The 1,997-nt window shown below is 69.7% G+C and carries 2 protein-coding genes; both read left to right on the top strand.

All coding sequences use genetic code 11. From position 1 onward, the window contains the following. The first annotated feature begins 73 nt into the window (after positions 1–73). Positions 74–916, top strand: a complete 843-nt coding sequence (locus ACT4N3_RS10180; RefSeq protein ID WP_444855109.1) for a flagellin N-terminal helical domain-containing protein — start codon at positions 74–76, stop codon at positions 914–916. Positions 917–966: 50 nt separating this feature from the next. Continuing rightward, positions 967–1,997 (top strand): penicillin acylase family protein (locus ACT4N3_RS10175; RefSeq protein WP_444855108.1); only part of this gene is annotated, 1,031 nt, incomplete at its 3' end.

Below are 1,997 nucleotides of genomic sequence, written 5' to 3'. Positions count from 1 at the left end.
CGCGCATCATCCAGGTCGCGCGCGAGACGATCGACGCGCTGTTCGCGGCGCTCTGAATCCAAAGGGGGAAGCAATGATCGGCACCAATTACCGGCTGACCATGGAGACCAACCGCCAGGCGGCCCTGGCGCGCGAGATCGCGCGCGGCCAGACCGAGATTTCGACGACCCGGCGCATCCAGTCGCCGTCCGACGATCCGGTCGCCGCCGCCCGCGTCTCGGAGATCGCCCGCACCCAGGCCAATGAGGCGAGCTGGAAGAGCAACCTCGATCTCGCCAACGCGCTCGCCGCCGGCGCCGAAACGACGCTGGAGACGACCGCCAATGCCGTCACCCGCGCCCATGAGCTGATGGTCGCCGGCGCGAACGGCACCCTCTCCGGCACCAACCGCGCCGCGATGGCGCTCGAGCTGCGCTCGATCGCGGCCGAGATCACGACCCTCAAGGACGCGCGCGACGCGCGGGGTAACCGCCTCTTCATGCCCGGCTGGGCGCTGCAGATCCCGGTCGCCGCCGGTCTGGCCGTCACCGCCGCGGGAACCCGCGAGGAGGTGTTCGAGCAGGTTCCGACCGCCGGCGGCCCGCGCGACCTTGCCGATATCATCGCCGACGCCGCGACGGCGCTGGAGGGCGGCAATTCCGCCACGATCTCCGCCTCGGTCACCGAGGTTCTCGCCGGCGTCGAGCATATCGCCGGCATTCGCGGCCAGCAGGGCGCGCGCGGCAACCGCATCGACCAGCTCGTCGAGCGCTTCGAGACGACCAAGATCCAGCTGACCGAGGAGCGCAGCGTGCTCGAGGACACGGACGTGAACGCCGCGATCGCCAAGCTCCAGTCGCAGCAGCTCACCCTCCAGGCCGCCCAGGCGGTTTTCGCCCGGGTCAACCAGAGCACATTGTTCGATATCCTGCGTTAGCTCCTTCCCCCTCCCTTGCAGGGAGGGGAGGTCCACGATAGCGCCGCTTCATGCGCCGGCTGCTCGCGTTCCTGCTCCTTTTCATCGCCGCGCCGGTCGCGGCGCAGAGCGCGGCCGAGCTCGCCGCATGGCGGACGCAGGCGGCGCGGGTCACGATCACGCGCGACGATTGGGGCATTGCCCATGTCCGTGGGGCGAGCGACGCCGACGCGGTGTTCGGCGCGATCTACGCCCAGGCCGAGGACGACTTCAATCGGGTCGAGACCAACTATCTGACCGCTTTGGGCCGGCTCGCCGAGGCCGAGGGAGAGACCGCGCTCTGGCAGGATCTGCGCCAGCGGCTGTGGATCGACCCGGCCCGGCTCCAGGCGGACTATCGCCGCTCGCCCGCCTGGCTGCGCAGGCTGATGGACGCCTGGGCGGCGGGGCTCAATTTCTACCTCGCCACCCATCCTGAGGTCCGGCCGCGGGTGCTGACCCGCTTCGAGCCATGGATGGCTTTGTCCTTCACCGAGGGCAGCATCGGCGGCGACATCGAGCGCGCCGATCTCCAGCAGCTCGCCGCTTTCTACGGCGGCCCGGCCGCGAACCGGCCGATCATGGCCGCGCTGGACGAGGAAGGCCGGCGCGGATCGAACGGGATCGCGATCGCGCCGCGTCTGACCCGCGACGGCCGCGCGCTGCTGCTGATCAACCCGCACACCAGCTTCTTCTTCCGCTCCGAATTGCAAATGACGAGCGACGAGGGGCTCAACGCTTATGGCGCGGCCACCTGGGGCCAGTTCTTCATTTATCAGGGGTTCAACGAGCGCGTCGGCTGGATGCACACCTCCAGCGGCATCGACAATGTCGACGAGTTCGCCGAGACGATCGTCCGGCGCGGTGGCCGCCTCTCCTACGGCCATGGCGGCCGGCTGCGGCCGGTCCGTGCTGCCGCGGTGACCCTCCGCATCCGCCAGCCCGACAACAGCCTCGCGACCCGCCGCTTCACCACTTATGCCACCCATCACGGCCCGATCGTCCGTGGCGACAATGATCGGTGGGTCGCGATGGCCCTGATGCACCGCCCGGTCGAGGCGCT

This window comes from Sphingosinicella sp., assembly GCF_052388015.1.
Taxonomy (GTDB): domain Bacteria; phylum Pseudomonadota; class Alphaproteobacteria; order Sphingomonadales; family Sphingomonadaceae; genus Allosphingosinicella.
The sequence above is the reverse complement of the archived record's forward strand: the minus strand, read 5'-3'. Positions and strand labels throughout refer to the sequence as shown.